29 protein-coding genes and 1 other annotated feature are annotated in these 24,285 nt (G+C 70.0%); of the genes, 15 read left to right on the plus strand and 14 right to left on the minus strand.

Going from position 1 to position 24,285, the window contains the following annotated elements; translation table 11 throughout:
- Nucleotides 1-23: 23 nt before the first annotated feature.
- The 3 genes from HNQ67_RS07360 to HNQ67_RS07370 all read right to left on the minus strand — a co-directional run bounded on the left by HNQ67_RS07360 (nucleotide 24) and on the right by HNQ67_RS07370 (nucleotide 1,065).
- Nucleotides 24-188, minus strand: coding sequence for a DUF1328 family protein (locus HNQ67_RS07360; RefSeq protein ID WP_183253878.1), 165 nt, complete (start codon nucleotides 186-188; stop codon nucleotides 24-26).
- An 89-nt stretch (nucleotides 189-277) separates the two neighbouring features.
- Nucleotides 278-658, minus strand: a complete 381-nt coding sequence (locus HNQ67_RS07365) for a hypothetical protein (protein WP_246347476.1) — start codon at nucleotides 656-658, stop codon at nucleotides 278-280.
- Nucleotides 659-684: 26 nt separating this feature from the next.
- The gene (locus tag HNQ67_RS07370; RefSeq protein WP_183253882.1) at nucleotides 685-1,065 is read right to left on the minus strand and encodes a glycine zipper domain-containing protein; all 381 of its coding nucleotides are present in this window, start codon (nucleotides 1,063-1,065) and stop codon (nucleotides 685-687) included.
- 132 nt (nucleotides 1,066-1,197) lie between these two features.
- On the opposite strand from HNQ67_RS07370, the gene HNQ67_RS07375 reads away from it, so the two are divergent.
- The 3 genes from HNQ67_RS07375 to HNQ67_RS07385 all read left to right on the plus strand — a co-directional run bounded on the left by HNQ67_RS07375 (nucleotide 1,198) and on the right by HNQ67_RS07385 (nucleotide 3,153).
- Nucleotides 1,198-1,851 (plus strand): fumarylacetoacetate hydrolase family protein, encoded by a 654-nt coding sequence (locus tag HNQ67_RS07375; protein ID WP_183253884.1) that lies wholly within the window; start codon nucleotides 1,198-1,200, stop codon nucleotides 1,849-1,851.
- The gene (gene maiA / locus HNQ67_RS07380) at nucleotides 1,848-2,498 is read left to right on the plus strand and encodes a maleylacetoacetate isomerase (RefSeq protein WP_183253886.1); all 651 of its coding nucleotides are present in this window, start codon (nucleotides 1,848-1,850) and stop codon (nucleotides 2,496-2,498) included. Before HNQ67_RS07375 ends, maiA begins: the two co-directional genes overlap by 4 nt.
- A gap of 202 nt (nucleotides 2,499-2,700) precedes the next feature.
- On the plus strand, nucleotides 2,701-3,153 hold the full coding sequence (locus HNQ67_RS07385; RefSeq protein WP_183253889.1) for a PepSY domain-containing protein: 453 nt from the start codon (nucleotides 2,701-2,703) through the stop codon (nucleotides 3,151-3,153).
- A 138-nt stretch (nucleotides 3,154-3,291) separates the two neighbouring features.
- Here HNQ67_RS07385 and HNQ67_RS07390 read toward each other — a convergent pair whose 3' ends face one another.
- Nucleotides 3,292-4,185: an alpha/beta fold hydrolase gene (locus tag HNQ67_RS07390; RefSeq protein ID WP_343054849.1), complete on the minus strand. Its 894-nt coding sequence runs from the start codon at nucleotides 4,183-4,185 to the stop codon at nucleotides 3,292-3,294.
- Nucleotides 4,186-4,234: 49 nt separating this feature from the next.
- Between HNQ67_RS07390 and HNQ67_RS07395 the strand changes: the two genes are divergently transcribed.
- Nucleotides 4,235-4,882: a glutathione S-transferase family protein gene (locus tag HNQ67_RS07395; protein WP_183253891.1), complete on the plus strand. Its 648-nt coding sequence runs from the start codon at nucleotides 4,235-4,237 to the stop codon at nucleotides 4,880-4,882.
- A 9-nt stretch (nucleotides 4,883-4,891) separates the two neighbouring features.
- On the opposite strand, the gene HNQ67_RS07400 is transcribed toward HNQ67_RS07395, so the two are convergent.
- The gene (locus HNQ67_RS07400; protein WP_246347477.1) at nucleotides 4,892-6,217 is read right to left on the minus strand and encodes a M23 family metallopeptidase; all 1,326 of its coding nucleotides are present in this window, start codon (nucleotides 6,215-6,217) and stop codon (nucleotides 4,892-4,894) included.
- A 398-nt stretch (nucleotides 6,218-6,615) separates the two neighbouring features.
- On the opposite strand from HNQ67_RS07400, the gene HNQ67_RS07405 reads away from it, so the two are divergent.
- From HNQ67_RS07405 to HNQ67_RS07440, 8 genes are all read left to right on the plus strand, one after another.
- The gene (locus HNQ67_RS07405) at nucleotides 6,616-9,786 is read left to right on the plus strand and encodes an intermembrane phospholipid transport protein YdbH family protein (RefSeq protein WP_183253895.1); all 3,171 of its coding nucleotides are present in this window, start codon (nucleotides 6,616-6,618) and stop codon (nucleotides 9,784-9,786) included.
- A gap of 77 nt (nucleotides 9,787-9,863) precedes the next feature.
- Nucleotides 9,864-10,052 (plus strand): YnbE family lipoprotein, encoded by a 189-nt coding sequence (locus HNQ67_RS07410; protein WP_425486337.1) that lies wholly within the window; start codon nucleotides 9,864-9,866, stop codon nucleotides 10,050-10,052.
- Nucleotides 10,052-10,432: a YdbL family probable chaperone protein gene (locus HNQ67_RS07415; protein ID WP_246347478.1), complete on the plus strand. Its 381-nt coding sequence runs from the start codon at nucleotides 10,052-10,054 to the stop codon at nucleotides 10,430-10,432. Before HNQ67_RS07410 ends, HNQ67_RS07415 begins: the two co-directional genes overlap by 1 nt.
- A 45-nt stretch (nucleotides 10,433-10,477) precedes the next feature.
- Nucleotides 10,478-10,531 (plus strand) — a sequence feature (sul1 is cis-regulatory element that is thought to sense ions involved in sulfur or methionine metabolism; They are found in Alphaproteobacteria).
- Nucleotides 10,532-10,582: 51 nt separating this feature from the next.
- Nucleotides 10,583-12,067: a SulP family inorganic anion transporter gene (locus tag HNQ67_RS07420; RefSeq protein WP_183253897.1), complete on the plus strand. Its 1,485-nt coding sequence runs from the start codon at nucleotides 10,583-10,585 to the stop codon at nucleotides 12,065-12,067.
- Between the two features lie 39 nt (nucleotides 12,068-12,106).
- A complete protein-coding gene (locus HNQ67_RS07425; RefSeq protein WP_183253899.1) occupies nucleotides 12,107-12,379 on the plus strand; it encodes a hypothetical protein in 273 nt (90 codons plus the stop codon).
- 31 nt (nucleotides 12,380-12,410) lie between these two features.
- Entirely contained in the window at nucleotides 12,411-13,223 is an 813-nt protein-coding gene (locus HNQ67_RS07430) for a tryptophan 2,3-dioxygenase (protein ID WP_183253901.1), read from the plus strand.
- A gap of 11 nt (nucleotides 13,224-13,234) precedes the next feature.
- Complete coding sequence (locus HNQ67_RS07435) at nucleotides 13,235-13,717, plus strand: hypothetical protein (RefSeq protein ID WP_183253904.1); 483 nt, start codon at nucleotides 13,235-13,237, stop codon at nucleotides 13,715-13,717.
- Nucleotides 13,718-13,777: 60 nt separating this feature from the next.
- Nucleotides 13,778-14,263 carry a PA2169 family four-helix-bundle protein gene (locus HNQ67_RS07440; protein ID WP_183253905.1) on the plus strand — a complete coding sequence of 162 codons (486 nt, stop codon included), beginning with the start codon at nucleotides 13,778-13,780 and terminating at the stop codon, nucleotides 14,261-14,263.
- A gap of 67 nt (nucleotides 14,264-14,330) precedes the next feature.
- Here the strand turns inward: HNQ67_RS07440 and rplS are convergent, their stop codons facing one another.
- From rplS to HNQ67_RS07465, 5 genes are all read right to left on the minus strand, one after another.
- Nucleotides 14,331-14,771 carry a 50S ribosomal protein L19 gene (rplS, locus tag HNQ67_RS07445; protein ID WP_183253907.1) on the minus strand — a complete coding sequence of 147 codons (441 nt, stop codon included), beginning with the start codon at nucleotides 14,769-14,771 and terminating at the stop codon, nucleotides 14,331-14,333.
- A 1-nt stretch (nucleotide 14,772) separates the two neighbouring features.
- Nucleotides 14,773-15,537 (minus strand): tRNA (guanosine(37)-N1)-methyltransferase TrmD, encoded by a 765-nt coding sequence (gene trmD / locus HNQ67_RS07450; RefSeq protein ID WP_183253909.1) that lies wholly within the window; start codon nucleotides 15,535-15,537, stop codon nucleotides 14,773-14,775.
- 62 nt (nucleotides 15,538-15,599) lie between these two features.
- Nucleotides 15,600-17,435, minus strand: a complete 1,836-nt coding sequence (locus HNQ67_RS07455) for a DUF885 domain-containing protein (RefSeq protein ID WP_183253911.1) — start codon at nucleotides 17,433-17,435, stop codon at nucleotides 15,600-15,602.
- 85 nt (nucleotides 17,436-17,520) lie between these two features.
- Nucleotides 17,521-18,117, minus strand: a complete 597-nt coding sequence (locus HNQ67_RS07460; protein ID WP_343054850.1) for a DUF6655 family protein — start codon at nucleotides 18,115-18,117, stop codon at nucleotides 17,521-17,523.
- A 22-nt stretch (nucleotides 18,118-18,139) separates the two neighbouring features.
- Nucleotides 18,140-18,580, minus strand: a complete 441-nt coding sequence (locus HNQ67_RS07465) for a VOC family protein (protein WP_183253913.1) — start codon at nucleotides 18,578-18,580, stop codon at nucleotides 18,140-18,142.
- Between the two features lie 153 nt (nucleotides 18,581-18,733).
- On the opposite strand from HNQ67_RS07465, the gene HNQ67_RS07470 reads away from it, so the two are divergent.
- The 3 genes from HNQ67_RS07470 (at nucleotide 18,734) to HNQ67_RS07480 (ending at nucleotide 20,611) form a co-directional block, all read left to right on the plus strand.
- Nucleotides 18,734-19,309, plus strand: a complete 576-nt coding sequence (locus tag HNQ67_RS07470; RefSeq protein ID WP_183253915.1) for a YqaA family protein — start codon at nucleotides 18,734-18,736, stop codon at nucleotides 19,307-19,309.
- Between the two features lie 173 nt (nucleotides 19,310-19,482).
- Entirely contained in the window at nucleotides 19,483-20,016 is a 534-nt protein-coding gene (locus HNQ67_RS07475; protein WP_183253917.1) for a disulfide bond formation protein B, read from the plus strand.
- Nucleotides 19,994-20,611 (plus strand): demethoxyubiquinone hydroxylase family protein, encoded by a 618-nt coding sequence (locus tag HNQ67_RS07480; RefSeq protein ID WP_183253919.1) that lies wholly within the window; start codon nucleotides 19,994-19,996, stop codon nucleotides 20,609-20,611. Before HNQ67_RS07475 ends, HNQ67_RS07480 begins: the two co-directional genes overlap by 23 nt.
- Nucleotides 20,612-20,767: 156 nt before the next feature.
- Here the strand turns inward: HNQ67_RS07480 and HNQ67_RS07485 are convergent, their stop codons facing one another.
- Genes HNQ67_RS07485 through HNQ67_RS07500 form a run of 4 tightly spaced genes read right to left on the minus strand, consistent with a single transcriptional unit; the run spans nucleotide 20,768 to nucleotide 24,213 of the window.
- Nucleotides 20,768-21,748, minus strand: coding sequence for an esterase-like activity of phytase family protein (locus HNQ67_RS07485; protein ID WP_183253921.1), 981 nt, complete (start codon nucleotides 21,746-21,748; stop codon nucleotides 20,768-20,770).
- Complete coding sequence (cobT, locus tag HNQ67_RS07490; RefSeq protein ID WP_183253923.1) at nucleotides 21,745-23,616, minus strand: cobaltochelatase subunit CobT; 1,872 nt, start codon at nucleotides 23,614-23,616, stop codon at nucleotides 21,745-21,747. The genes HNQ67_RS07485 and cobT overlap by 4 nt, the downstream gene beginning before the upstream one ends.
- Nucleotides 23,617-23,659: 43 nt before the next feature.
- Nucleotides 23,660-23,899 carry a zinc-finger domain-containing protein gene (locus HNQ67_RS07495; RefSeq protein ID WP_183253925.1) on the minus strand — a complete coding sequence of 80 codons (240 nt, stop codon included), beginning with the start codon at nucleotides 23,897-23,899 and terminating at the stop codon, nucleotides 23,660-23,662.
- 59 nt (nucleotides 23,900-23,958) lie between these two features.
- Complete coding sequence (locus HNQ67_RS07500; RefSeq protein ID WP_183253927.1) at nucleotides 23,959-24,213, minus strand: hypothetical protein; 255 nt, start codon at nucleotides 24,211-24,213, stop codon at nucleotides 23,959-23,961.
- Nucleotides 24,214-24,285 lie beyond the last annotated feature (72 nt).

The raw sequence follows: 24,285 nt of genomic DNA on the forward strand, positions 1-24,285 counted from the left end.
TCTTCGAGATCAAGCCTGTCCGGCTAGGTGATGCCTTTTCGCCCCTGGACGAAGTGCACCACCAGCAGGATCAGGAAAATGACGAACAGCACATAGGCGATGTTCATCGACAGGCCCGCGACACCGCCCGCGCCGAGGGCGCCGGCGACGATCGCGAGAACGAGGAATATAAGGGCCCACTTGAGCATGAGCGTACTCCCGGAATGTTGATCCAAAGGAGCGGCTCAAGACCGCCGCGCCTGTCAGATCAACGTTCCCGCAGCAGTGACGTTCCGCTTCAACGTCGACGCCGTCCGTGGCCTTTCTCGGTAAAGGCCGCCGCCACCATGGTCGCCAGGGCCGGGTTGCGCAGGAAGATCCAGCCGCCCGCCAGCGCCGCCGCCGTGCCGAGGATCGGCCGGTTGCGGAACAGGGTGTATGCCCGCTCGCCGAGGCCCATCGGCTCGTCGTCCTCGATGTCTTCGTCGTGCGCCTCGCGCCGCAGGGCGATCATCACCACGGCCAGGGAGACCAGGGCGAACAGCAACATGGTCAGGGCCGCCGCGGCGAGTGGCGGGACGACCAGACACAGGGCGTAGAAGATCGTGGCCCCGAAAGCGACCACGGCGACGAGAGCCGCGCCGGCCGCCACCGCGGCCGCGACGGCCTTCCTCGCCATTTTGCGGGCCAGGCCTCCGCCCAACATCAGCGGCGACGGCCGGCGAGCAACAGGCCGAGCACGACGCCGACGCCGAGCGCGATGGCGGTCGACTGCATCGGGCGCTCCTGCACCCGCTCCGTCAGATAGCGCTGCGCCTCGTCGAGGCGCTCGGACGCCTCGTCGTAGTACTCCTGGCCGCGCACGCGGGCGGTGTCGTAATAACCCCGGGCGCGTTCGCGCAGGACCTCAGACTGTTCGCGCAGGCGGGCCTCGGTTTCAGCCGCCTTGGCGCGGAGCCGGGTCTCGGCGGCCGTCGCCTTTTCGCGCAGGGCGGCCTTCTCCTCAGCCCCCAGCGTCTTGAGGTCGTCCTTCAGGGTGTTGATGTCGTTCTTCACGGCTGTCCGTGCCGCCTTGGTCGTGGCCATGTGCGCGCTCCGCTTTGCAAGCTCTACGGTTAAATAGGGAACCCTGAGCCGGAACGCTACTGTCACATGCGGGTTCCGCAGCCCGGCAGGGGCCCGCTGGCGAAACCTCGCGGCCCGATCTAGACAATGATCATGACCGAATGGCTGTTCCCCCCCGCCCCGACGCCGTCCTTGCCGATCAGCGGCCGGACCGGTCGGCTGCCCGTCCGCCGCATCCTCTGCGTCGGCCAGAACTACGCGGCCCACGCCCGCGAGATGGGTCATGAGCGGGCCGAGCCCTTCTTCTTCTCCAAGCCGGCCGACGCCCTGGTCGCCGACGGCGCCGACCCCCTGTTCCCCCTCGCGACAGTCGACCTGCACCACGAGGTCGAACTGGTCTGCGCCATCGGCGGGGACGGCGGCATCGCCGGCTGGGCGGTCGGTTGCGATCTGACCCGCCGCGACCTGCAGGCCGCGGCCAAGGCCAAGGGCCGCCCGTGGGACGCCGCCAAGGGTTTCGACCAGTCAGCCCCCTGCGGCGCCCTGACCCTCGGCGCCCTGCCCGACCCCGCCGCGCCGATCACCCTGACGGTCAATGGCGAGACCCGCCAGTCGGGGCGGCTGAATGACATGGTCTGGGCGCCCGGGGAGATTCTCGCCAAGGCGCGAACGCTGTGGGACGTCCGGCCCGGCGACCTGATCTTCACCGGCACGCCCGAAGGCGTCGGCCCGCTCCAGCCCGGCGACCGGGTGGAGGCGTCGATCGGCGGCCTCGAACCCCTTCACTTCACCCTGAGGCCGCGATGATTCTGCACGGCTACTGGCGTTCTGGCGCCGCCTACCGGGTCCGCATCGCCCTCAAACTCAAGGGGCTGACCTACGACCAGCACGGCGTCGACCTGCGCACCGGGGCCCAGCGGTCGGAGGCCTTCGTGGCTCTCAATCCGCAGGGCATGGTGCCGGCTCTGGAGGTCGACGGCGCGGTCCTGACCCAGAGCCCGGCCATCCTCGAATGGCTGGAGGAGACCCACCCGGCGCCGCCTCTGCTGCCCGCCGATCCGGTCGGCCGCGCCCATATCCGGGCCATGGCGGCCCTGATCGGCTGCGATATCCACCCGCTCAACAACCTGCGCGTCGGCAAGGCCCTGCGCGAGACCTTCGGCGCCGACCAGGCCGCCGTCGACGCCTGGGCCGCCCGCTGGATCACGCCCGGGTTCGAGGCGCTGGAGCGACTGGTCGGCGTTCACGGCGACGGCTGGTGCTTCGGCGCGTCGCCGACCCTCGCGGATGCCTACCTGATCCCGCAGATCTATTCGGCCCGCCGCTTCAACGTCCCGCTCGAGGCCTTCCGGCGGCTGCTGGCCATCGACGCGGCGGCGGCGCAGCATCCGGCCTTCGTCGCGGCACACCCGGATAACCAGCCGGACGCGGACTGCACGCGGCCGGCAGCGTAACCTCCCGAGGCCGTCTGCAGCCAGCGGCTTCCGCGTCATGTCAGCCGTTCGGTCCGACCGCTCCGGCGCCGGATCGCTGATCTGGTGAAGCAGGCTGCGACCGACGGCGATCCGCCGAGAGGATGACGGCTGCATTCAGATCGGGTTCACCGCGCGATCACTAGCCTCCGAAGCGTTCGGTCTGAAACAAAGGAGTAAGGCCATGAAGCATCGTATCCTCCTCATCGCCGCCACAACGGCCCTGACCATTCCTGCAACCACCGTCGCGGCGCAGAGCTGGTCGGACATCATCGGCGCCGTTGTACAGTCTCAGTTCAACACCCATGCGGGTTACAACTCACACGGCTACGATCATCGCTACGATGACCGTTATCAGCGCATTTCCGAGCGCCAGGCTATCCGTATTGCGCAAAGCCAGGGGATCCGCGTGTCATCGGCGAACCGCCGCGGGCCGGGCTACGACCTTGTCGGTCGGGATCGCTCCGGCTCCCGGGTGACGCTCCGCGTCGATGCCCGGACGGGTCAGATCGTCCGGCTTGATCGCCATTGGGATCGTCGCCGCGACGACCGTTGGGAACGTGACGATCGGCGCGATGACCGCCGCTGGCGTGAGCATCGTCGGGATCGCGATGATGATGACGACGACGACGACTGACACGCCGATCTGACTAGAGTTGGGACCGCCGCGGAGCTATTCGCGGCGGTTCTTCTTTGGCAGGCGGTCACGCCGCAACGGCTTTTCGGGCAGCGCCACCCATAGGGCTGAGTCTCGACCGCCCACCGACTGCCCGATCTAGCTCATGAACCGCTCCACCGCCGCCAGGAAGCGGGTCGGCTGGTCGATCATGACCATATGCTCTGCGCCTTCGATGCGTTCGAAGACGGCGGGACGGGGCAGGGAGGCGTAGGCGCCGCGGAACAGCCGGTCGGCGCGGCTGCGCGGTGAGGCCTCGTCCCGGCTCCAGCCGTAGACCACCGTCACCGGGGCGGCGATGTCCGGCAGCCTGTGGCGCAGGTCCACCGTCATCACCTCATAGAGGGCCTGGGCCAGCACCCGGCGGTCGCCGCCCTGCCAGCCCATGGAATCGAATACCGCATCGGCCGCGCCGCCAAGGTCCAGACCGAGGCTCCGGCCGCGGGTCTTCAGGACTTCGTCACCGAGAAACTGGATGGCCTGATAGGCGACCTGGGCGATCGGCTCGACATCGCCGACCGTGGCGCCAGGACTGATCAGGGCCGGGAAAAAGGGGGAGGCGTCGACCGTCATCAGTCGCCCGATCCGCCCCGGACCGTCCGCCGCGGCCCGCAGCGCCACCTGGCCCCCCATCGAGTGGCCGATCACCGCCGGCGCCGTCAGCTCGGTCTCGGCGATGTAGCGGCGCACCTCCCTCGCCACCGCGCCCATGACGGCCCCGTTGGCGTTGGCCCCGGCCGACAGGTCGCCGAAGCCGCGTACCGAGACCAGATGCAGCCGCCGGCTCCGGGACATTTGGCCCGCCGTTCTGCTCCACACCGCCGAGGTCGAGGCGAGCCCCGGAATCAGGATCAGATCCGGCCCCTCGCCCCGTGTTTCGACCACGATGCGGCTCGACCGGAAGCCCGTCTGCGCCCATGCTGGCGAAGCCGCGCCCAGGCCCAGCGTCGCGCTGCCGATCAGCCCCTTGAGAATGTCTCGCCTGAGTTCCACAGCGTCATCGTTCCAGAAAGTCGACTCCAGAACCCCTTGGGAGGTCCAGATGATCCAGCCGTCCGACGACGAAATCGTCTTCTACACCAACCCCATGTCGCGCGGCCGGATCGTGCGCTGGATGCTGGAGGAGGTCGGCCGGCCATACCGCACCGTGGTGCTCGATTACGGCACGACGATGAAGGCGCCCGACTATCTGACCATCAATCCGATGGGCAAGGTGCCGGCGCTGACCTGGCGCGACGTCACGGTCACCGAATGCGCGGCGATCTGCGCCTGGCTGGCGGACGCCTTTCCGGAGTCGGGCCTGGCCCCGGCGTGCGATGACCCCGAGCGCGGGCGGTATTTGCGCTGGCTCTTCTTCGCCGCCGGACCGCTCGAGGCGGCGGTGACCGCCAAGGCGCTCGGCCTTCTGGCCCCGGCGGACAAGGCGGTCATGGCCGGTTACGGCAGTTTCGAGCAGACGGTGGACGCGCTGGAACAGGCGATGGCGCCCGGCCCGTGGATCCTGGGCGATCGCTTTTCGGCGGCCGACGTCTACGTCGGCAGCCAGATCATGTGGGGCCTGCAGTTCGGGACCCTGCCCGCCCGGGATGCCTTCACGGCTTATGCGGCGCGTCTGTCAGGGCGCGAGGCGGCGATCCGGGCGCGCGAGATCGACGACGCGCTCGTGGCTGGGGCCGCTAAAGAAAGCTGATGTCGGACGTCAGCCCTGGGCGGGACGCAGGCCTTCGGCGCTGACCTGCTGGACCTGCGGGCGCCGCTCGCCGCCGGCGGCGATGATGCGGTCGATGCGGGCCTTCTCGGCGCGGAAGGCGGCCAGGTCGGCCCCCGACAGGACGACGCCCTCGGTGGTCTTCACGCCGGCCGGATTGATCCGCCGGCCGCCGCGCCAGATTTCATAGTGCAGGTGCGGGCCGGTCGAGGCGCCGGTCGAACCGACGAAGGCCACGACCTGGCCCTGACGGACCCGCTGGCCGGCGCGCATGCCCGAGGCGTAGCGCGACAGGTGACCGTAGCCGGTCTCGAGACCGTTCGAATGACGGATGCGCAGCCAGTTGCCATAGCCGCCCCAGCGCCGGGCCTCGACCACCACGCCGTCGGCGGGGGCCACGACCGGCGTGCCGGTGCCGGCGGCGAAGTCGATGCCCTGGTGCATCTTGCGATAGCCGGCGATCGGATGCCGGCGGAAGCCGTAGGACGACGAGACGCGGAACCCGCGCTCCAGCGGCGTGCGCATGAAGGCCGAGCGGGTGTTCTTGCCGGTGGCGTCGAAATACTGCGCTTCCTTCGAGCCCTCGGGCTGGAAGCGATAGAAGGCCACGCCCTTCAGCTCGGCGTACAGCAGGCCGTCGTTGCCGATGGTGCGGCCGTTCTCGGTGACCGTCCGCCCGTAGACATAGGTGAAGTCGTCCGAGGCTCGGATGTCGCGGTCCAGATCGAACCGGTGAGAGAATAGCTGGCCAGCCTTGCGGCGCACGGCGGCGGGGACGCCCTCGCGCTGGGCCGAACGGGACAGCGAGCCCTCGACCTTGCCGTTGAGGACCACGATCTCGTGCGAGACCTTCTCTTCCAGTGCGCGCAGACGCAGGGCGCCGTCGAAGGTCCGCGACACGGTCACCTGGCTGGCGGGCCCGGTGCGCATGGTCAGGCCGATCAGGCGCGGATCGCCCCGGCCGCCGCGCGGTTTGGCGATGGCGGTTTCGAAACGCAGACCGGCGCGAATCTCGCTCATGTCCATGGCGTTGGAGAGGGTGGCGGCGATGGCCGAGGCTTCCTCGGCGGGGATGCCGGTGCGGCGGACGGCCTGTTCGAAGGTCTCGCCGCGGCGAATTTGGACGGGAATGGCTTCCGGAGCGCTGAGGCCGGCGGGCGTCCCGGCGGCGGCGAAGGCGCGAGCCTCGATCTGGGCCATCTGTTCCGCGGTCAGCGGCGGAACCTCTTCAGCCTGCGCGGGCTGGTAAACACGACCGGCGAGAAGGGCCACCGAGAGCGCTGCAACCGCCGTAAGGGCGTGAGGCGCTAGACGCATCGGTTGGCGACGTGGATCGAACTGAGCCATCGGTCCCCGAAATCTGGCGACGCCCACCGGCGCCCAAGCCACTAGAAGCAAGGATCGCGCCCGAAGAAGCCCCCGACGCGAGACAGGCCGTATAACCCGTCGATCCCATCATGGGAAGGGAGATCGTTACAGACCGTTAACCGGCGCCGTTATCAACGGTAAAGACTGTTGACTCCCTCAGCTTATCGCCGGGAGCGAACAGTGTATTCATGGCGTTTGGGCAGGGTATTCGGGATCAATCCGCCGCTCCGCCTTGATATCGTCGCCTCTGCATTCAAGGTGGCCGTCGCGCCACTCTACTGTGTTTCCATAGTCACGCCTGCTGTGCTGTTCCAGGAGTCCGGTTTGTTCATCGTCCAGGTTTCGGCATGAGCGACACCCCCGCCATCGCGCCCGCACCCCCGCCGGCGCGCCGGGGTGGAACTGCGCGCCGCATCCTGTTCGGTCTCGGCGTGGCCCTGTGCGTGCTCGCGGTGCTCGCCGGCCTGCTCTACCTCAATCGCCGCGCCGCGACGCGCCAGATCCTCGTGGGCTGGCTGGAGCGGCAGGGCGTGCCTGCCGAGATGGAGATCGAACGCGTTGAGCTGGACGGCATCGTCGCCCGCATCCGCATCGGCGATCCGCGCAATCCCGACGCCGTCGTCGAACGCGTCGAGGTCGACTACGCCATCGGCGCTCCCTGGTCGAAGGCCGGCCTCGGCGTCACCCCGACCCGCATCCGGCTGGTCCGGCCGGTGCTGCGGGCCTCGTTCCGCGACGGCGAGTTCTCGCTCGGCAGCCTCGATCCCCTGGTCGAGCGGTTCACCGGCCGTCCACCGCAGCCGGACGCGCGCGGTCCCCTGGTGCTGGTCGAGCAGGGCAGGGTCCGGCTCGATACGGAATACGGCCCCGTCAATGTGCTCGGCGACGCGCGCATCGACGACGGCAGGCTGATCCGCCTCACCGCGCGCATGCCGTCGGCCAACCTGAAGAGCGGCGACATCGAAGGCCGCGCCGTCGCCGCCAGCCTCGCCGTGACCACGACCGGGGATCGGCTGGCCCTCCGCGCCGCAGCCACGGCCGACCAGGCGTCCCTGCCGGGGGTCTCCGGTTCCGGGACCCGCCTAACCGTGACCGGCGACCTGCCCTATCCGGATCTGGAACAACGCCAGGGCGACGGCCGGGCCCGGCTGGACATCGGTCTCGTCGCCGCCCGCCTCGACGTCGGCGACATGACCGCCCGCGGGGCTGTCGCTGATATCGGCTTCGACGGCCAGACCACGGGGTGGCTCCAGACCTTCCGCATCGAAGGCGCGGCCGACGCCGACTTCCGGGCTGCACGGCTGGATAGTCCGGGGCTCGACGCCGCCGCTGCCGCCCTGCGCTGGAGCGACGCCCGCGCCGTCCTGGCCCGGAGCGAGAGCGGCGTCGTGTGGCGCATCGACGGGCCCGCCCGGGCCTCGGCCGCCCGCGCCTCCGGGGCCGGACTGGACGGCGCCGGCGTGACCCTGACCTCCAGCGACCTGACCGCCGGGGGACGGGGCGCCGCCTTCGAGGTCACCGGTCCGCTCGCTCTGAGGGCGAACCGACTCGGCTGGGGCGACCTGTCGCTGACCGCCGCCCGGGGGTCGGCCGATCTTGAAGTGATCTCGGACGCGGGGTTGCGGGTCGTCCTCTCGGGCGGCCTGCGCGGGCCCCACGGCGCCTGGCCGCTGTTCGGCCCTGCCGCGCGCGGCGACGGCGCAGACCTGAGGGAGATGAAGCGGGCGCTGGCCGACTTCGCCGTCGACATGCCCGCCTTCACCTTCGTCTCCGGCGGCGGAACGCGGGTGACGCTCGACCGGCCCGCGACCCTGCGCCCGGCCAACGGCGGCGTGCTGACCCTCCGCCCGGTCGCCGCTCCGATCTTCGCCGCCGCGCCCGGCCAACGCGGAGGAGGGGCCCTCGCCCTGACCGCGACGCGCGGACGCGGGCTTCCGGAGGCGACCTTCGCCGTCCCCGCCTGGCGGCTCACGGCGGACGGCTTCACCGCCGACCTCGACGGCCGCGCCGCCCTCGATTTCGAGCTGGCGCGGGGGATCGCGCTCGACACCCGCGGCCGGCTGACCTCCGCCCGCGGTCGCGTGACCTACGTCGCGGCGGCGTGCACCCCGGTGACCGTCGAGCGGCTCGAACTCGGCGAGAACGATGTCGTCGACCTGTCCGGACGGGCCTGTCCGATCGACCGGCCGCTGGTCAGCATCGCCGACGGCCGCTGGCGGGCGGACGGGGCCCTGGCGGGCGTCGACGCGACCGCCCCCTTCCTCGCGCTGCATTTCCGCGACGCCCGGGGCCGGTTCGCGGCCACCGGCGGTCCGGCGGGGCTCGGTCTAGACACCCGGGTCGATGCGGCGACCGTCGTGGACGCCACCACGCCGCTGCGCTTCCATCCGCTTCAGGCCGCCGGGTCGGTCCGGCTCGCCGACGAGGACTGGACCGGCGCCTTCAACCTGTCCCGCGAGGGCGTGACCCTCGGCCGCCTCGATCTGGCCCATGACGGCCCCACCGGGGCCGGCGGCCTGACCATCAACGCGCCCTCCATCGCCTTCGCCGAGGGCGCACTGCAGCCGGCCGATCTCAGCCCGCTGGCCGGAGACTTCGTCGGTTCGCCGGCGACCGGCTCGGTCGCTTTCGCGGGCCGCGTCGACTGGCTTGCCGACGCCGAGGGTTCCAGTTCGGGCCGCCTGACCATTCCCGGTCTCGACTTCGTCAGCCCGGCCGGCCCGGTCAAGGGGCTGAAGGGGACCGTCGACTTCACCAGCCTCGCCCCGCTGGTCACCGCGCCCGGGCAGCGCCTCACCGCCGATGTTCTGGAGTCGGTCGCGCCCCTGACCGACGTCGAGCTGACCTTTGGTCTCGACAAGGCCGGTGTGACCATCGAGGGCGGCGACCTGTCCATCGCCGGCGGGACCGTGCGCATCGAGCCCTTCGTCCTGCCGTTGGACCGCAGCCAGCCGTTCGGCGGCGTCATCGTGCTGGAGAACGTCCAGTTGGGCGAAATCATCGCCGGCTCGGGTTTCGGCGACAAGGTTGTGCTGGACGCGGTGGTGTCCGGCCGCCTGCCGTTCACCTCCGATCCACAGGCGGGCATCCGGATATCGGGGGGGTCTCTCGCGGCCGTGCAACCGGGCCGGCTGTCGATCAAGCGCGAGGCGCTGAGCGGGCTCGAGGCCGGCGGCGGCGGCGAGGGCGTGTCCGCCAACACCGTCCAGGATCTGGCCTACCAGGCCATGGAAAACCTGTCCTTCGACATCCTTTCCGCCCAGGTCAACAGCCTCGACGAGGGCCGTATCGGCGTGCTGTTCCGTATCCGGGGACGGCATGACCCGCCCCAGCGGCAGGAACTGCGCATCCCGCTGGCGGAGTTCATCAGCCGCGAATTCCTCAACCGGGAACTCCCCTTGCCGTCGGGCACCGGCATTGATCTGACGCTCGACACCACCCTCAATCTGAACCAGTTGGTCGGCGACCTTCTGGAGCTCAACCGCGCTCGCAACGGCGAGCCTTCCGATCGACCTTGATCGCGCCGCCCTGGCCGTTCAGAACCCATTCACCCCGCCCCGCGTTAGATGGGGGTGGACCAACGGAGACCCACGCCATGACCCGGACGCATATGCGCTTCGCCCTGATCGGCCTGATCGCCGCCGTCGGCGCGAGCGCCTGCACGCCCACGGTCCGGCTGCAGGTCGACCCGATCCAGATTTACGCCAAGCTGGACGCCGATGTGCGCGTCCGCCTCGACAAGGAGCTTCAGGACCTCCTCGCCGAGAACCCGAACCTGTTCTGATGCGAAAGTCGCCCCCGATGTCCTTCCGCAAGATCTTCGTCGTCGCCGCCGCCGTCGCCGCGCTGGGCGTGGCCGCGGGAGCCGCCTTCGCGCAGACCGCGCAGCAGAAGTCGATGATCGACAACGCCAAGGTCGAAGGCGTGGTCGGCGAGCAGGCCGACGGCTACCTTGGCTTCCGGGTCGCCGCCTCCGACCCGGCTCTCGTTGAGGCGGTCACCGTCACCAACGAAGCCCGCCGCGAGGCTTACGCCCGCCGCGGCCAGGCCGCCGGCACCACCGGCGCCGTGGCCGGCGCGCGGATGTTCGAAAGCCAGTTGCTGCCGCGCATCAGCTCCGGCGAATGGTACCGGAATTCCGCAGGCCAGTGGGTCCGGCGCTGATCGACGCTTGATCCCGGCGGCCCGATGGTGGAAGAGCACCGCCGTCAAGGACCCGGTCCGACCGGGTGGCTAGCCCGGCCGCCGATCCGCCGGGAAACCTGAGCGAGCCCGCCGCCCCGGCCGGCTCGCGCAAGCGTCAGTCTGTAGGTCATGTCCGTCTTCGCCTCGGCGCGCCAGCAATGGCTCGCCAATCCCCGCCGCGACCTGTTGGCGGGCACCGTCGTCGCCCTCGCCCTGATCCCGGAGGCCATCGCCTTCTCGATCATCGCCGGGGTCGACCCGGCCGTCGGCCTCTACGCCAGCTTCGTCATCGCCGTGACCATCGCCTTCGTCGGCGGCCGTCCGGCCATGATCAGCGCCGCCACGGGGGCCATGGCCCTGTTGATGGTCACCCTCGTGCGCGACCACGGCCTCGAATACCTGTTCGCCGCCTCCCTGCTGTGCGGATTGATCCAGATCGTCGTCGGCCTGGCCCGGCTCGGCCGCTACATCAAATTCGTCTCGCGCAGCGTGATGACCGGCTTCGTCAATTCGCTCGCCATCCTGATCTTCCTCGCCCAGATGCCGGAGCTGATCGGCGCCAACTGGCAGACCTTCGCCCTGGTCGGCGCGGCGCTGGTCATCATCTACGGCCTGCCTCGCATCACGAAGGCCGTGCCGTCGCCGCTGGTCGCCATCGTCCTGCTCAGCGGCTTCGTGATCTGGAGCGGCGTCGATGTCCGCACCGTCGGCGATATGGGCCAGATGCCGTCGACCCTGCCGATGTTCCATATTCCCAATGTGCCGCTGACCTGGGAGACCCTGACCATCATCGGGCCGGTCGCCGCCACCCTGGCCTTCGTCGGCCTGCTCGAAAGCCTGCTGACCGCCAACCTGCTCGACGACATCACCGACACGCCGTCCGACAAGGACCGCGAGACGCGCGGCCAGGGCATCGCCAACGTCCTGTCGCCGCTGTTCGGCGGCATGGCCGGCTGCGCCATGATCGGCCAGTCGATCATCAACGTCACCTCCGGCGCGCGCGGGCGGCTGTCGACCCTGTGGGCCGGCCTGTTCCTGCTCTTCCTGATCCTCGTGCTCCAGGACTGGGTCGCCCGCATCCCGATGGCGGCGCTGGTCGCGGTGATGATCATGGTCTCGATCGGCACCTTCGACTGGGGTTCGGTGCTGCGGCTGCGCTCGACGCCGCTGCAGTCGTCGATCGTCATGGTCGCCACCACCGCCACCGTCGTCCTCACCCACGACCTGTCGAAGGGCGTGGTGCTGGGCGTGGTGCTCTCGGCCATCTTCTTCATGCGCAAGGTCGGCAAGACCATCGTCGTCGAGGAGATCGAGACTCCCGAAGACGGCGTGCTGCGCTACCGCGTCACCGGCAACCTGTTCTTCGCCTCGGCCGACGTCTTCGCCGCCGCCTTCGAATATCACGGCCACCCGGCCCGGGTTCAGATCGACATGAGCGGGGCTCATCTCTGGGACCTGACCGGTGTGGCGGCGGTCGACAAGGTGGTGTTCCGCTATCGCCGCCAGGGCGCGGAGGTCGACGTCAGCGGCATGAACAAGGCGGCCCGCACCCTCGTCGACCGGGTCGGCAGGCACGACAAGAGCCATCTGCCGGGCGCGGCGGCGGCGCACTGACGCCTCGCCGCGCTCCACGGGCGGGTCTATCCTGAAACGATGTCGGCCCGCCTGACCCGCTTCGTTCGCAACCTGCTCATCGCCGTGGGGGTGGCCGTCGCCGCCACGCTGGGGATCAACGCCGCGTGGAACGCCATGGGCGGCGCCGAGCTGACGACGCATGGATGGATCGCCCTGGTGCTGTGCCTCTCCGGGATCATCGGCCTCGCCTGGGGATTGATGGCGCTGGCCTTCAAGTCGAGCCGCGAGGGCTGGGACGAACGGGTCGACAACAGCCTCGATCCGGGCGGGCGACCGGACGACGAGCCTTGAGCGCGAGGGCCGGGCGCGCGATAGGTCGCTGATGACCGACACGAGCGACCCGCGCCCCTCGACCCTCACCTACGCCGGCTATCTCGCACTCGACGACCTGTTGGCGGCTCAGCACCCGATCTCGGACGAGCATGACGAGATGCTGTTCGTCGTTATCCACCAGACCAAGGAACTGTGGCTCAAGCAGATCCTGCACGAGGTGGCCCTCGCCCAGACCCTGGTCCGCGCCGGCGACCTGGTCCCCGCCTACAAGAGCCTCGCCCGCGTCAGCCGCATCCAGGCGGTGATGACCATGAGCTGGGATATCCTCGCGACCATGACACCCGCGGAATATCTGCGCTTCCGCGGCGTGTTGGGCTCATCGTCGGGCTTCCAGAGCGACCAGTTCCGGCGCTTCGAATACATGCTGGGCCTGAAGGACGACCGCTTCCTGCGCTTCCACGAGGAGCGGCCCGAGGCCCACGCCGCGCTCAAGGCGGCGCTCGCGGCGCCCAGCCTCTACGACGACGCCCTGGCCCAGCTGGCCGCCGCCGGCCTGCCGATCCCGGCCGAGAGTCTGAACCGCGACGTCAGCCAGCCCTGGCAGGCGTCCGAGGCCGTCGAGGCGGCATGGCTGGAGGTCTATCGCGACACCGCCCGCTGGTGGCCGCTGTATCAGCTGGCCGAGAAACTGGTCGATCTCGACGACGCCCTGCTGACCTGGCGGCACAAACATGTGGTCACGGTCGAACGCATCATCGGCCGTCGCCGGGGAACGGGCGGCACCGAGGGGGTTTCCTATCTTACCGAGACACTGCAGCGCCGCTGCTTTCCGGAGCTGTGGTCCCTACGCACCAAACTCTGAAGGAGGTCCTGATGCGCGCCGCCCTGCTGACCATCGCCCTGCTGGGCCTGGCGGCGTGTGACCGGGAGCCGGCCCCCGCCGCCTCGCCCGAGCCGACCGCGATTTCGGAACCCGCCGCCCCGCTTCCTCCGGCGTCGACCAAGGCGTCGGGCCGGGTCGCCTTCGTTGACGCCGGGGCCGTGGTTCGCCTGTCGATCGCGTGCAGCGACGGCAAGATGGAAGTCGCCGTGCCGTCCTTCGAGCGGATCGGCAGCGAGGACCGGTTGACCCTCGGCGCCGGAGACGAAGCCTTCGCCTTCGCCGCCGATCTGCAGGCGCCCGGCGAGGGGATCGTGGCCGGCGGGCCGGCCGACGCCGATCTGCTCGCTCGTCTGGTCCGCGGCGAACCGGTCAGCGCCCTCTATGGCCGCCAGGCCATCGGCCCGCTGCAGGCTGTGCAACCCGCCGCCGTGGCGGAATTCGCCGCCCGCTGCGCCGAGGTCCCGGCCGGCTGAACAGGCAACCAATACGGGCGAGGCGGGGTTTCAATCGGAAGACCCAACGGGGATTCCGTCATGTCCAACGCCAATCGCCACGACATCCACGTCCTGAACAACCTGATCCAGACCGCCATCGACAGCGCCGACGGCTACCGCGAGGCCTCGACGGAGGCCGCCGATCCGGGCCATCGCGACCTGTTCGGCCGGCGCAGCTACGAACGCCGGCAGGTCGCCGAGGAGCTCCAGTCCACCGTCCGCGCCCTCGGCGGCGACCCCGCCGACGACGGCTCGGTCCTGGCCAAGGCCCAGCGCGCCTTCGCCGATATCAAACACGCCCTGATGCGTGACGAGGCCGGCATGGTCGGGGCGGTGGAGAGCGCCGAGGATGCGCTGCGGGGCCGTTTCGAAAAGGCCCTCGAGGACAGCCACATCTCGGCCACCACCCGCGAGACGATCCGCCGCGCCTTCGCCCGCGTCAGTGAAGGGAGCGAGGGCCTCCACGACCTGCGCCACAGCCTCGAAGGCCAGCGCGACGCCTCCAACCCGCTGTTCCCGCATTAGCCACGACGTATGAAAAGGGCCCCGGCGTCACCGCCGGGGCCTTCGTCATCTCAGCACCGTGAAGGGATCAGCCTTCGGTGTTCTCGACCGCCACGTCCGGGGTTTCGGCCTTGCCGGTCTCCGGGACGACGACACCCTTGGGCGCGCGGACGGTCTGGCGCTCGGCGATGCGGGCCGACTTGCCGCGGCGATCGCGCAGGTAATAGAGCTTGGCGCGCCGGACGACGCCGCGACGCTTGACCTCGATGGATTCGATGTTCGGCGACAGGATCGGGAAGACCCGCTCCACGCCCTCGCCGAAGGAAATCTTCCGGACGGTGAAATTCTCGTTCACGCCGCCGCCGGCGCGGGCGATGCAGACGCCCTCGAAGGCCTGGATGCGTTCGCGCTCGCCTTCCTTGATCCGCACGTTGACGCGCAGGGTGTCGCCCGGCTGGAAGTCGGGGATGGCGCGCTTTTCGACAAGGCGGGCTTTTTCTTCGGCTGCGATCGTCTGCAGGATGTTCATGTCATTCTCCTCGAGCTTTTGCGCTCTTTACCTGTGATTTGGCGGGGTCTTTCCCCGCTTGGGTCTTCTGCAGGTGCGCCGCCCAGAGGTCTGGCCGCCGTTCCCGCGTGGTCTTCTCCCGCTGCTCCTCGCGCCATGCGGCGACCTTTTTATGGTCTCCGGACAGCAGAACCTCGGGTATCTCCAGCCCCTCGAACGTCCGCGGTCGCGTGTACTGCGGATATTCCAGAAGCCCGTCCTCGAAGCTCTCCGAACCCAGGCTGTCTGCCTGGCCCAGCACCCCGGGGATCAGTCGCACGCACGCCTCGATCGCCACCATGGCCGCCGCCTCGCCGCCGGCGAGCACCGCGTCTCCGACGGAGACCTCCTCGAACCCGCGCGCGTCGAGCACCCGCTGGTCCACCCCCTCGAACCGGCCGCAGAGGACGGTGATCCCGTCCGCATTGGCCCATTCCCTGACGCGCGCCTGGGTCAGGGGCCGACCCCGGGCGCTCATGTACAAAAGCGGCCGCGCCGGTCCGGATACGCTGTCCAGCGCCCTCGCCACCACGTCCGCCTTGAGCACGGCTCCCGGGCCGCCACCCGCTGGGGTGTCGTCCAGGAAGCCGCGCCTATCCTCGCTGAACGCCCGAATGTCAAGCGTTTCAAGGCTCCACAGCCCCTTCTCGCGCCACGCCGTGCCGATCAGCGACACGCCGAGCGGCCCGGGAAACGCTTCCGGAAACATGGTCAGGACGGTGGCGGTGAAGGGCGGGCGGGCGGTCATGGCGCGGCTCATAGCGCAATCGCGCTCAAGCAGCGAGCGACCGCGTCGCGAGCGTTAGCGCCCTACCGCTGGGACTCGATCCAGCTGTCCACCTGGTCCTCCAGCACGTCCAGCGGCACCGAGCCCGAGCCCAGCACCACGGCGTGAAAGTCCCTGATGTCGAAGCGGTCGCCCAGGGCGTCGCGGGCCCGCTGGCGCAGCTCCATGATCTTCAGCTCGCCGATCTTGTAGCTGGTCGCCTGGCCCGGATTGGTGATGTAGCGCTCCACCTCCTTGACGATGTCGCGCTCGCTCAGCAGCGAGTTCTGGCGGAAATAGGCGATGGCGTCCTCGCGACTCCAGCGCTTGGCGTGCAGGCCGGTGTCCGTGACCAGCCGCACCGCCCGCCACAGCTCGGTCGAGAGCCGGCCGAAGTCCGAGTACGGGTCCTGATAGAAGCCCATCTCCTTGCCCAGCCGCTCGGCGTACAGCCCCCAGCCTTCGGCGTAGGCCCCGTAGCCGCCGAAGCGGCGGAACGACGGCAGTCCCTGCATCTCCTGCGCATAGGCGATCTGGAAATGGTGGCCCGGCGCGCCCTCGTGATAGCTGATGCCCTCGATCTGGGGCTTCAGCACCTGTGTCATGTCCGACAGGTTGACGTAATAGATGCCGGGCCGCGACCCGTCGGGCGCCGGGGCGTTGTAGAAGGCGATCGAGGCCGTCGCCTCGCGCCATGCCTCCACCGCCCGCACCTCCAGCGCCGCCTCGGGCAGGTCGCTGAACCACTCGGGCGAAGCCGCCATCACCTGGGCCACGAAGGCGCGGGCGTCGGTCAGATACTGCTCCTTGCCCTCGGGCGTGTTCGGATACTGGAAGCGCGGATCGGTCTTCAGCAGGGCGAACATCTCCTGCAGCGAGCCCTCGAACCCGACCTCGTCCATGATCGTCTGCATCTCGGCGTGGATGCGCTCGACCTCGTTCAGCCCGATCTGGTGGATCTGGTCCGCCGTCAGGTCGGTCGTCGTCGAGAGCCGCAGGCGGGCGTTGTAATAGGCCTCGCCGTCCGGCAGCCGCCACACCCCGCCGTCCCGGTCCGGCATGGCCTGGGCCTGCGCCTGCACCTCGGCCAGGGTCGCCAGCACATGCTCGTAGCCGCGCTTCCACTCGCCCGTCAGCGCCGCCCGGCCCTCGGCCAGCAGCCGGTCCTTCGAGGCCTGATCGGTCTCCAGCGCCGCGACCTTCTTCTGGAAGTCGGCCCAGACCGGGTTGTCGGCCCCGTCGTCGAACGGCGCCCCGGTGATGATGTTGCGGGTATTGTCGATCGCCGGCTCGAACACGAAATTCGGCGAGATCACGCCCTTCGAGGCCCGGTCGCGCAGCTCGGCCGCGATCTCGCCCATGACCCGCTCCGACTCCTTCAGCCGCGAGACATAGGCCTCGGCGTCGCTGACGCTGTCGACCCGGTGGTTGTTGATCATGAACACCGGCAGGCCGGTGGTCGGATTGCCGTTGGCCGCGAACTGATAGCCCCAGTCGCGCCAGCGGTTGGCCAGCCGGGCCTGCTCCACGCCGTATTCGAACAGCCGCCACGACATCCGGCTCTCCGGGCTCAGCGTGCGCGGATTGAACCGGTCGTTCAGCTGTTCCAGCTGCCGCTCCGACAGGGCCAGCGACCGCTCCGCCGCCGCGTCGGTGGTGTCGTTCAGCTTGTCGTAGTCCCGCTTGATGCCCAGCGCCGTCATCGTCTGCGGCGACAGGGCGATCTGCTCCTGAAACGCCTGTTCGAAGAAGGCCGCCAACCGCGCGTCCTCGCTCTGGGCGGCGGCCGCCGGGGCGGCCGCCTCCTGCGCCAGGACCGCGACGGGCGCGCCCGCCAGAACGGCGACCGCGGCGACGGTGGAGACGAGCAGACGACGCATGGAAACCCTCCCGGAAACTTCAGCCCGGGACCATCGTCGCTGGCGCGGCGCGGCGCAAGCTACGGCGGCCTCAGGTGGCTCTCCCTTAGAACTCCCGCCAGCTGTCGCCCGGATCGCGCTCGCCGGGATCGACCCGCTGCTGGCCCCACGCCACGATCATCAGCAGCTTGTGGCTGCGGATGCGGAACTCGCCGGTCATCGGCATGACGGCGCCCAGCGGCGCGCCGGTGGTCGGCTCGTAGAGGAAGCCCGAGAACTCGGCCACGCCGACCCGGTCGCGGCGGCTGTAGACCGACAGCTCCGGCAGGGAGACGACGTTGAAATTGTCGTTGATCGGCACCCGCATCTCCGGGAGCCCGAACACACGGCGCATCTGCTCCAGCGACAGGGCGCCGGCCCGCAGCTCCAGCACCGCGGCGGCGTCCTGTTTCGACGCGGCCAGCGAATAGCCCGCCTCGGACAGGGCCGCGCGAATGGCGCTGACCGCATAGGGGGCGTTCTCGGCGCGGAAATAGGCGTCGTCGACGAACACCCGCGTGCCGCGCGGGATCGGCAGCGTCAGGCCCTCGACGGCGCGGTCGGCGGCGCGGGCCACCAGCAGCTGTTCGGTGGCGGTCCGCGACGGATTGGTCTCGGAGGTCGAGGCGCAGGCGGCGAGGGTCAGGCCCGTCAGCGCCAGCACGGCGGAAAGAGGAAGTCTCAGCTTACCAACTCCCGGTGTTGGGCATCGAGGCCCAAGGCTCGGCGGACGGCTTCGGCTCGCCCTCCTGCAACAGTTCGATCGAAATGCCGTCCGGCGACCGGACGAAGGCCATGCGGCCGTCGCGCGGCGGGCGATTGATCGCCAAGCCGCCGTCCATCAGCTTCTGGCAGGCGGCGTAGATGTCCGCGACCTTGTAGGCCAGATGCCCGAAATTGCGTCCGCCGTCGTAGGTCTCCGGGTCCCAGTTGAAGGTCAGTTCGAGCTCCGGCGACCGCTCGGCGTCGGAGCGGGCCCGATCGGCCGGGGCGGCGAGGAAGATCAGGGTGAAGCGGCCGGCCTCGTTCTCCATCCGGCGCACCTCCTCCAGACCCAGCAGGTCGACGTAGAAGCGCAGCGAGGCGTCGATGTCCGTCACGCGGACCATGGTGTGCAGATAGCGCATGGTCTTCCGGTCCTTGGGGAGAGGCGGGAGGCGGCCTCTATAGCGACCGATGGCCGCGACCGCGACTCACGCCCTGTTTCGGCAGGTGCGCGGCGCGGCGACCCCTGCTAGAGGCGGGGTCTGCCGCCCTCCGGGGCCGAGGTCGGGAACTCCATGCTCCGCAAGCTTTACGACTGGGTCTTCTCTCTGGCCCGCAGCAAACACGCCACGCCCGCCCTCGCCGTGGTCTCCTTCACGGAAAGCTCCTTCTTCCCGGTGCCGCCCGACGTGATGCTGGCGCCGATGATCCTGGCCCGGCCGGAGAAGGCGTATTTCTACGCCACGGTCTGCACTGTCGCCTCGGTGCTCGGCGGCATGCTGGGCTACGCCATCGGCTACTATCTGACCGATGTCGGCATGCTGATCCTGTCTTGGCTCGGCAAGGCCGACACCTTCGAGGCGTCCAAGGTCCTGTTCCAGCAGCACGGGGCCTGGGTCATCCTGATCAAGGGCCTCACCCCCATCCCGTTCAAGTTGATCACCATCGCCTCGGGCATTTTCCAGTTCAACTTCCCCCTCTTCGTTGCCCTCTGCGCCATTACCCGGGGCGGCCGCTTCTTCGCCGAGGCCTGGGTGCTGAAGCGTTTCGGGCCGGCCGTGCTGGCCCAGGTCGAGAAGCGTCTCGCCATGTGGAGCATCATCGGCATCGTCGTGCTGGTCGGCGCGGTGGTGGCGGTGAAGATGCTCTAGATCCTCCCCTTTGGGGGCGGGGGACCGCGACGCGGTGGAGGGGGCCTGCGGCGGGCTCCGGCGCCCTTTTCAACTTCCCTCCAACACCCTTCGGCGGTCCCTATCCCCCGGGCGCTACGCTGGGGGAGGATAGCATCGACGCCGGCCTCCAGCGCCGCTATGAACAACGTCCGATGAGACGCCTGTATCGACTCCTGACGCGGTGGTGGACCGCCTTCGCCCTCGCCGCCTCGCTGGCGATGCTGGCGGCGGCGCATGCGTTCGAGCGCTTCGGCGGCCTCGCGCCCTGCAACCTCTGTCTCAAGCAGCGCGAGGTCTATTGGGGCGCGGTCGCCATCGCTCTCGTCGCCACCGTCTGGCACCTCGTCAGCCGGGGCAGCCGCGGCACGCCGCGCATCGCCGCCTTCCTGCTGGCCGTGGTCTTCACCACCGGGGCGATCACGGCCCTGTTCCACATGGGCGGCGAGAACCAGTGGTGGACCCTGCCGGCGGCCTGCGCCGGCGGCGGCGACGTCGATCTCGAGAAGCTGGCCGCCATCGCCTTCGGCACCGGCCCGGTCGAGCGACCTGTCCTCTGCGACGCGGTGACGTGGCGCTTCCTCGGCCTGTCCATGGCAGGATGGAACGTGCTGATCTCCGTCGCATTGGCCGTGTTCAGCCTGCTCGCCGCCAAGAGGCCCAAGGATGCCCGCGCCCCGCGCCCCTGACCCCATTCGCGACCCTTCGCCCGAAGCCGCGTCGACGCGCCCCGTCCGCCTGCCGCATCCCGGCCGGGGCGCCAGCCGCCGTCGCCGGGCCGAGATCCTGCGCGTCGACCACGCCGGGGAATACGCCGCCGTCCACATCTACCGCGCCCAGCGCGCCGTGTTCGAGGGCCGTCCCGGCAAGGAGACCATCGCCGCCGACATGGGCGAGATGCAGGCCCAGGAGGCGGTCCATCTCGCCCGCTTCGAGGCGCTGCTCACCGCCGAGCGGGTCCGCCCCACGGTGATGACGCCGCTCTGGCGTCTGGCCGCCCTCGGCCTCGGCGCCGGCACCGCCCTGCTCGGCGAGAAGGCCGCCCACGCCTGCACCGAGGCGGTCGAGAGCGTGATCGAGGAACACTACGCCGATCAGATCGCCGAACTGTCCGACCGTGATCCCGAACTCGCCGCCGAGCTGACGAAATTCCGCGACGAGGAACTGGCCCACCACGACCACGCCGTCGACCACGGCAGCCGCGACGCCCCCGGCTACGGTCTGCTCAGCGCGGTGATCAAAGCCGGCTGCCGCGCGGCGATCAAGGTGTCCGAGAGGGTCTAGAGGGCCGTCATCCTCGGGCTTGACCCGAGGATCGGACCGTCCGGTGCTCCGTCGAAGAACGCACGCGCCGGGGTCGCAGGGCCATCTCCACCGCACAGCCCGCCACGGCGTCTGATCCTCGGGTCGAGCCCGAGGATGACGGTTGGAGGTGCGTCTTCAGTCCGCAGACGTCACATCGAATGCCAGCAACAAGGTCCTTTGCCGCTCGCTGCCGTTGTCGTCCGAAAGAATGTAGAGCCGCACGCCGTCGCCGCGCCGCACCGCGGCGATCCCCTCGAAATTGTCGACCGTCGATGGCAGGCTTAGCTCGACCAGCACCGGCCCGAGGGTCCCGTCCGCCGCCATCCGCCTGATCCGTCCCCGTACGTCCACCGGCGGACGGAAGCGGCGCTCGACGACCCAGAAGCCGTCGCCCGATGGATCGCGATCCATGCCGGTAATGCGGTATTCGCTGTCGGGGATCGGCTCGGCCGGCGGCGCGATCACCACCCGGCAACCTTGGGGCGCGCAGTCCCACACCCCGCCCGACTCGCCGGCGACTCGCCAGCCGCCCGGCGCGGCCGAAATGCCTTCCATGCCGTCGTTCAGCGGGAAGTCGACCCCGGGAGCGGCCGTCGGTCTCGGCCGCGCGGCGAGGGCCTCCAGCGGGCCGTAGGACCACAGCCGGTGCCGGCGTTCGAAGGACACGGCGAGGCCGCCGTCGGCGTCGAGAAACAGCCCTTCGGCGTCGCCGTCCGCCTTGTCCGTGATCGGCGATCCGTCCGGCATCGTCAGCCTCCGGAAGCGCAACGCCTCCACGCCGACCAGTCGCCCGGTCCGCCCGAGCCGCAGCCGCCCGCGCACCAGATCGCCGGCGTCGCTGACCGAGACGAAGTCGGCCTCGTCCAGCATCTTCAGGTCTGACAGGCTGTGCAGCGGCGACTCCGCGTCGAGCACCAGTTCGACCCCGCCGGCGAAACGCACGCCCCTCGCCAGCATCGCCCCGCCGGGCAGTCCCAGGCCGACCGGCCTCGCCCCGGCCTCCGCCGCCGTCCAGCCCGGGGTCGAATCCGTCCAGACCGGGGCGGGGACTGCCGTTGCGCAGCCGGTGAGAAACACAGCCGCAACGGCGGCCGCCACCAACCGGGCCGGTTTCACGCCGCCCGTCGCCGCCGCTTCGGCGCCGCCTTCGGCTCGCTGTCGAACAGCTCCGCCAGCTTTTCGATCATCACCCCGCCCAGCTGTTCGACGTCGACGATGGTCACGGCGCGGCGATACCAGCGGGTCACGTCGTGACCGATGCCGATGGCGATCAGCTCGACCGGCGACCGGCTCTCGATCTCCTCGATCACCTGCCGCAGGTGCTTGTCCAGATAAAGGGCCGCATTGGCCGACTGGGTCGAGTCGTCGACCGGCGAGCCGTCGGAAATGACCATCAGGATCTGCCGCGCCTCGGGCCGCGCCTTGAGCCGCTCGTGCGCCCAGGTGAGGGCCTCGCCGTCGATGTTCTCCTTCAGCAGCCCCTCGCGCATCATCAGGCCGAGGTTCTTCTTGGCCCGCCGCCACGGTGCGTCCGCGGATTTGTAAATGATATGGCGCAGGTCGTTCAGCCGGCCGGGATGGGTCGGCTTGCCGGCGCTGATCCACGCCTCGCGGCTCTGGCCGCCTTTCCACGCCCTTGTGGTGAAGCCGAGGATCTCGACCTTGACCCCGCACCGCTCCAGCGTCCGCGCCAGGATGTCGGCGCAGACCGCCGCCACCATGATCGGCCGCCCGCGCATCGAGCCGGAATTGTCCAGCAACAGGGTCACCACCGTATCGCGGAACGGGCTTTCGCTCTCGGCCTTGAAGCTCAGCGGGCTGGTCGGGTCGGTGATGATCCGGGTCAGGCGGGCCGTATCCAGCACGCCTTCCTCGAGATCGAAGGCCCAACTGCGGTTCTGCTGCGCCATCAATCGCCGTTGCAGCTTGTTGGCCAGCCGCGCCACCACCGACGACAGCGCCGTCAGCTGCTGATCCAGCAGCGACCTCAGCCGCTCCAGCTCGTTCGGATCGCACAGCTCCGCGGCGTCGATGGTCTCGTCATGGGTCGTGGTGAACACCCGGTAGGCGTCGACCGGCCGCCCGTCGTCGCCGACCTCCTGCCGGTTGGGCAGGGCCCCGTCGTTCAGCTCCGGGCCCTCGTCCGAGGCTTCGCCGTCCGGCTCCGCGGGCGCGCCGTCGGGGCGGCTGTCGCGCTCGTCGCCGGCGGTCTGGTCGTCGGTCGAGCCGTCCATCGACTGGCCTTCGCCGCCGCCGGCGTCGTCTTCCTCGTCCTGATCGTCGGCCGCGTCCGGCTCCTGCGGATCGGGCTCGTCCCCGCCCTTGTCATCCGACGTGTCGTCGCCGCGCCCGTCGCCGGGATCGAGGTCCAGCGCCCGCAGCACATCCTTCAGCCGCGCCGCGAAGGCGGTCTGGTCGTCCGCGACCTCGGCGAGGGCGTCGATCTTGCGGCCCGCGCGGTTCTCCAGATCGGCCCGCACCAGATCGAGCATGGCGCCCGCTCCGTCCGGCGCGCGTTGGCCGGTCAGCCGTTCCCGCACCAGCAGGGCCACCGCCTCGGCGGCCGGAACGCGCTCAGCCTCCGTCGCCCGCAACGCCCCGGTCCGTTCCAGCCGCGTCAGCAGGGCGGCCCCGAGATTGGCCCGGACGCCGGCCAGAGACCGCGAACCCACCGCCTCGACACGTGCCTGCTCGACCGCCTCGAACACGTCGGCGGCCTGGCTGTCGGACGGTCGCAGCCGGGCGTGCAGCCCCTCGTCGTGGTTGGCCAGCCGCAGCGCCAGCCGGTCGGCCTGCCCGCGCAGGGCCGCGCTCTCCGGTCCGCCGGGATCGCGCGGCGGGTGGGGCAGGGTCAGGACCCCGCCGGCCAGCTTCGGTCCGTCGGACCCGAAGGTCACCTCCAGCTCGGACTGCTCCGCCAGCGCCCGCGCGGCATGGGCCAGCGCGCGCTTGAAGATTTCGGCGGGAGTTTCGGCGGAAGCCATGGCGTCCGGTTAGCCTGTCCGTGGTCCGCTGGAAAGCGGCGCCTCAGTGCGCCTCGGGCGGACGCGCGGCGGGGCTGAAATATTCGCTCTCGGGCCTGGGCTGGGCCGACAGCACGAAGCGCCGGTCGCAATAGGCGCACTCGACGAAGTCGTCGTCGCCCATATCCATATAGACCAGCGGATGGCCCAGGGCGCCGCCGCCGCCGTCGCACGCCACGCGTTTGGTCGAGACCACGATCTCTTCCGGCGGCGGGATGATGGCATCGGGATGGCGGGGCGGCATGATCGACCTTGGGCTGGGAGGGCGCGTCGGCGTTTCCCTAGGCGGGCCCGCCGCGCCCGTCAAACCTCGCGCGGCTTGCGCCCGAACAGGCGGTCGATCAGCGCCTTGCGCCGCTTGAAGATGGTCCAGCCGAGCGTGGCGGCAGCCACCCACAGGCCGATCTCGCCGACGATGGCCGCCGGCCCGCCCCACAGCAGGGCTTCGTGCATCTCCAGACGGCCGGTCTTCATCAACACCGCCGCGGCCACGGCGCCGCCATAGCCCAGCAGGCAAACTCCGAAAGCGCTCCAGCCGATCAATTTGGTGCGGGACATAGGTTTATCCGTCAAGCAAGCTGTTCATAATGACAAGGACGCTAGACATTCAGCGCGCGGGTGTCAAGCACC

It is taken from the genome of Brevundimonas basaltis (genome assembly GCF_014202075.1).
GTDB classification, from domain to species: Bacteria; Pseudomonadota; Alphaproteobacteria; order Caulobacterales; family Caulobacteraceae; genus Brevundimonas; species Brevundimonas basaltis.